At 62.2% G+C, this 5,068-nt stretch carries 3 protein-coding genes and 1 pseudogene; all 4 read right to left on the bottom strand.

What is annotated here, in order from left to right; translation table 11 throughout:
- A pseudogene (locus tag ACYVDE_RS14160) lies at positions 1-451 on the bottom strand (chloride channel protein); the annotation flags it as partial.
- An 86-nt stretch (positions 452-537) separates the two neighbouring features.
- On the bottom strand, positions 538-1,083 hold the full coding sequence (locus ACYVDE_RS14155) for a TetR/AcrR family transcriptional regulator (RefSeq protein ID WP_460502191.1): 546 nt from the start codon (positions 1,081-1,083) through the stop codon (positions 538-540).
- 436 nt (positions 1,084-1,519) lie between these two features.
- Positions 1,520-1,972, bottom strand: coding sequence for a nucleoside deaminase (locus ACYVDE_RS14150; protein WP_241934265.1), 453 nt, complete (start codon positions 1,970-1,972; stop codon positions 1,520-1,522).
- A gap of 128 nt (positions 1,973-2,100) precedes the next feature.
- The coding region (locus tag ACYVDE_RS14145; protein WP_460502190.1) for a PD-(D/E)XK nuclease family protein at positions 2,101-5,068 on the bottom strand (2,968 nt) is incomplete at its 5' end.

Genomic DNA, 5,068 nt, shown 5'->3' with positions numbered 1-5,068 from the left:
GGCCGGCGTTGGAGCCCAGCGCCGCACCCGTCACCGAAATCGGGGCCTCGGTGCCGGCCGAGCCACCAAACGTGACCGTCAGAAACGCCGTGACGAGCTGCGAATACAGCTTCGAGCGCGGCACCACGCTGCCCTCGCGGGCCGTGTTGTAGATGATGGGCGCGATGCCCCGCCCCAGCTGCCCGCCCAGAAACAGCTTGGTAAACAGCGCCGTGAGCCCAATGCCCACCACCGGGTACAGCGACAGCGCAAACACCCGGTTAGGCTCCGTGATGCCATCGCGCAGCAGTTGCTGGCCCCAGCGTACCGACGTTTTCAGCAGCACCGCCGCCAGGCCGGCCCCGGCCCCCACCAAAATGCTCAGAATGAGCATGTACATCCGTTCGCTGATGTGGCGCGCGCGCCAGACCAGCAGCGGGCGCAACAGGCGGTGAACGGCGTGGTGGGGCATAAGCGGCGGCGATAGATGAACGCATTTGAAGCAACGCAAATTTTAGGCCGACGGATGCACGCCGGCCCCGAAATGCGGCGGCGCTGCTAGCGTTCCCCGGGCGAGCGGCTCAGGCCGTAGCTCTGCTTGAGGTGCTGTGCCAGCTTGGGCAGGTTGGCATCGTGCGGGTACAACAGGTTGCGCCACAGGCTCTGAATGAGCAATAGGAGCTGTAGGGTCGTCAGCTCGGGGCTGGGCGCGCCCACCTCGATAAACGCCTGCTTCAGCAGGTTGTCGATGGGGCTCATGAAGCGCTGGAAATATTTCTGCACCAGCGGCCGGTTGAACTCCTTATCCTGCATCTTCCAGAAGTCGGGTTCGTCGTGCACCAGCTTGTAGGGCAGGTCGATGACGTTTTCGATGAGCACGCGCGGGTCTTTCTCGGCCAGAATGCCGCGGTTGGCTTCCACAATGCGGCGGAAGCCTTGCTTGATGAGGTACTCGAAAAGCTTTTCCTTGCTCAGGAAGTATTTGAACAACAGTGCCTCCGATACGCCCGCCTGCCGGGCAATAAGGGCCGTGGAGGTGTTATCGTAGCCTTTCTCGCCGAAAAGCTGCAGGGCTGCCTGCTCGATTTTGGAATGACTGGTCATGGCCGGGCCCGGATGAATGAAGCAGCAAATAACGGCCTGAATACGCAAAAACAGCCCACCCAGCCGCAAATCGGGCCCTGAGCTGCCCGAACCCTGGCCGCCCCACCCCCCGCATAAGCGAAACAGCCGGCTGCATCGACAGGGGTCGATGCAGCCGGCTGCAACACGTTGAAACCCGGATAACGTAGCTCCCTGCGAGCAGGAAGACCGAACGGCTTTCAACCAAATATTCTCCGGATGGGGTGGGAGGCACCCGGAAAAAAGAGTAGGAATTGTTGGGAATTAGAAACCGTCAGTGGGGTGGTTTCCGGTAGTGCGAGCAAAGGTAGGCTAACAATTGGCGCTGATGCTTGAGTAGGGCCTCACTTTTGAGTAAGCGTACACTCACCAAGCTTGCTGTCAGGCCAATAATTTCCTGCAATCGAATGCGGAAACCCTACAGCTCCATGATATCCTCGTTCCAGAGAGTCGGCTCGGCTTCGATGAACTCGTTCATCATGTCGACACATTCCTGCAAATCGCAGTCGACCACTTCTACGCCGTGGCTTTCAAGAAAGGCCCGCGACTCGCCGAAGGTGCGGCTTTCGCCCACCATCACCTTCGGGATTTTGAACTGCACGATGGTGCCAGCGCACATGTAGCAGGGCATCAGCGTGGTGTAGATGACGGTGTCGCGGTAGCTGCGCTGGCGGCCGGCGTTGGTGAGGCAATCCATTTCGCCATGCTTGATGGCGGAGTCTTCCTGCACGCGCTTGTTGTGGCCCTGGCCAATGATTTTGCCGTCGCGCACGAGCACCGAGCCGATGGGAATACCTCCCTGCGAGCGACCCAGGCGGGCTTCGTCGATGGCGGCTTGCATGAATTCGTCTTTATTGGGGTGGTTTTGCATGGGTTTAAAATGAGTGAGTATTGGAAGTTCGTCAGTCAACCTGAGCGGAGCGAAGGACCTTCTCACGTCAGAACAATTTGTTCAAACGTGAGAAGGTCCTTCGCTCCGCTCAGGTTGACAGGCGTTACCTAACGAGCGCAAATGCCCTTATAGGGGCAGTATTCGCATTTCGTGAAGTCGTCGGTTTTGCGGATGGGCTCGGCGGGGTCGAGGATGCGGAGCGCAATTTTACGCACCAGCTCCTCGGAAACCTGCACGAAGTCTTCGCCGCCTTCGGTGAGGAAGCTGAGGTCGGCTGAGAGCAGGCCTTCGTTGATGTTGCGCAGGGAGAGGATGGACGTGTCGGCCGTTTCACGCTTGGCAGTGTGGGCCAGCATGAGGCGGTAGAGCCAGAGCTGACGCACCTTGTCGGCGCTGCTGCTGGCTTCGTGCAGAAGGCGGTCGGTGGCTTCGGCGGGGCTGAGCTTGTTGCCGGAGCCGCGCAGCTGCAGGTCGCGCCGCTCCACCTTGCCCGATTTGTAGTCGACCACGCGCAGGCGGCCGTCGGGCAGCTCGTCTACGCGGTCGGCGAAGCCGAACAAGCGCACAGCCAACTGCTCCGTCTGGCCCGGCACGTCGACGAAAACGGTGGCGGCCAGCTCTTTCTCCAGCCCAAACAGGCGGATGGGCAGCAGGCCGGGCTGCTCGGTCAGGCTTTCGAGCAGGCGCACCACGAGGCGCGTGGCTACCTGACCGTACACGTAGTTCAGGCCTTCTTCGGCGCGGGCGTGCTTTTCGGTTTCTTCCTGGCGTAGGGCCTTCTGCACCTCGGCCGGGGCCTGGCGAATGAGCTCGGGAATGTCATCGGCCGTGATGGGGCGGGCATCCTGGGCGAAGGGCTGCATGAGGTTTTCCAGCGCCTCGTGCACCATGGTGCCGAAGCTGCTGGCTTCCAGGGTTTCCTCCACGGTGTCGTTTTCGTGGAAGCGGGCCACCTTCGAGAAGTAGAAGCGCAGCGAGCAGGCCAGAAAATCGTTCAGGCGCGAGGGCGAGATGTTGCGCTCCAGCACGCCGCGCAGAGCCGCCAGCATCTCGGGGTCTTTTTCGAGAATGAGGTCGCCGGCGGCTGAGTTAGGAGTTACGAGTGGAGAGTGAAGAGGTAAATCGCCAACTCCTAATTCTTCACTCTTCAGTCTTAACCCGGTTTCGGGCACCGAAACCGTCAGGTCTTCCAGCACCAGTTGCGGGTTTTGCGGCAGCAGGTCGTTTTCCAACTGCAGCAGAAACCGGCTGCGCTCGCCGCTTTTCATGCCCTCGGCGCCGGGCAGCACGTGCACCAGGTCCACGCGTTGGGCCCGTTGGAGCAGGCGCCAGAAGTTGTAGGCCGTGATGGCCTCGGCATCGGCGTAAGTGGGCAGGTTGGCGGTAGTGAGGACGTCGTAGGGAAAGAGCGACTGCTGCTTTTTGGGGGCCGGCAGCACGCCCTCGTTGCAGCTGAGGATGATGAGGTGGTCGAAATCGAGGGCCCGGGTTTCGAGCAGGCCCATCACCTGCACGTCGGCCAGCGGCTCGCCCGAGAAGGGCAGGCGGGTGCGGCCCATCTGCTCGTACAGAAACCGCCGGAACGAGCGCACCGACAGGCGCTGCTCGCGGCAGTCGAAGGCCGAATCGAGCTGCTTGACGAGGGTGTAGAACAGGTAGAGGTATTCGGCTTCGATGCCCGACTGCTGGCTGGCATAAACCTGCTTGAGCAACTCAATCAGCGTGTTGCAGGCGGCAATAATGTCGTCGCAGTTATCCCAGGTTTTGAACAGGGCCTCGATGAGCGGGTGGTGGGCGCCCATGCGTAGCAGCTCCTCGGCGGGCAGCAGCACGGCGTTCACGCGCACAATTTCGCGGCAAATCTGGTCCAGAATGCCGTGGTACTGTGGCTCATCGGCCTGGCGGTCCTGCCACTGCTGGTAGCGGCGCAGGAAGGGGTGCGACAGCAGCTTCGTCACGGCAAGGTGGTGGTAGCGCGGCACGCCATAGCCGGTTTCGGAGCTGCCTTCGCGGATGCCAGTGAGGTGCACCTCGAACAGCAAATCGACCAGGTTGAACAGGGGCGTGGCCTGGAAGCTCAGGCCCATGGTCACGTTGTATTCGGGCACCTCGTCGGGCGGCAGCCCGTGCAGCACGGGCAGTAGCAGGGTTTCGTCGGGTAGCACCACGGCCACGGTGGCGTCGGGGTGGTTGCGGCGGGCTTCGGCCAGCAACTGGCCGGCCAGCTTGCCCTGCATGCTGGGGTTGGCCACGCCGAGGTAGCGCACGTGGTGGGGCTGGCCGCGCAGGTATTCCACGCCGCCGCCGAAGTTGTCGAGCGGCAGCTTCCACTGCTCGTAGTAGCGGCGCAGGTGCTGGCCGGCGCGGTTGGGCGAGTTCTTTTCGAGGTAGAAGGGGTCGGCATCGAAGCGCACTTCGGCCCGGCCCACATTCAGCAGCAGCCGAATGAGTTTTTCTTCGGACTGCGACAAATTGCCCAGCCCCACGAACACGTGCATGGCCGGCGCGGGCGCAGCGGGGTCTTTCAGGGTTTTTTTCAGCTTTTCCACGGCGCGGCGATAGGCCAGGCCGGGATAGGCGAGGTGGTTGGCCAGCATGCGGCGCTTCAGCTCGTGGTACACCCGCTCCAGCTGGTTCCAGAAGCTGAAGGAATGTGCGGCGGCCAGGCTTTTGGGCGGTAGCTCGGCCAGGTCCCAGCGCTCGAGGGCCTTGGCTTCGCTCAGGTATTCGAACACCTTGTGGGTGTCGGCCAGGTTCTGGTCGAGGTTGGAAAAGTCGTTGAGCAGCAGCCCGGCCCAACCCACAAACTGGTCGAAGTCGAGCTTGGTGTCGATGCCCTTGAGAATGTCGTAGAGCAGTAGCTGCAGGGCAATGGGCTCCTCCACCTGCACGCCGGCCAGCTCCACCATGTAGTCTTCCATGGCGGCTACGCGCGGGGCCCACAGCGGGGCCGCGCCGGGCAGGGCCAGCGCCAGCTCATTTTTCAGATACACCACGGCGCGGCGCGTGGGCACTATGACGACGAGGTCGGACAGCTCGTCGAGCGGGCCTGAGCCGTAGCGGTCGAGCAGCTCG

Source organism: Hymenobacter agri (genome assembly GCF_054778495.1).
This window is presented reverse-complemented; position numbering and strand designations above follow the sequence as displayed.

What these genes read in the sequence shown, in the direction of transcription:
- ACYVDE_RS14155 (WP_460502191.1), bottom strand. Translation starts at nt 1,083, where the DNA reads ATGACCAGTCATTCCAAAATCGAGCAGGCAGCCCTGCAGCTTTTCGGC.
- ACYVDE_RS14150 (WP_241934265.1), bottom strand. Translation starts at nt 1,972, where the DNA reads ATGCAAAACCACCCCAATAAAGACGAATTCATGCAAGCCGCCATCGAC.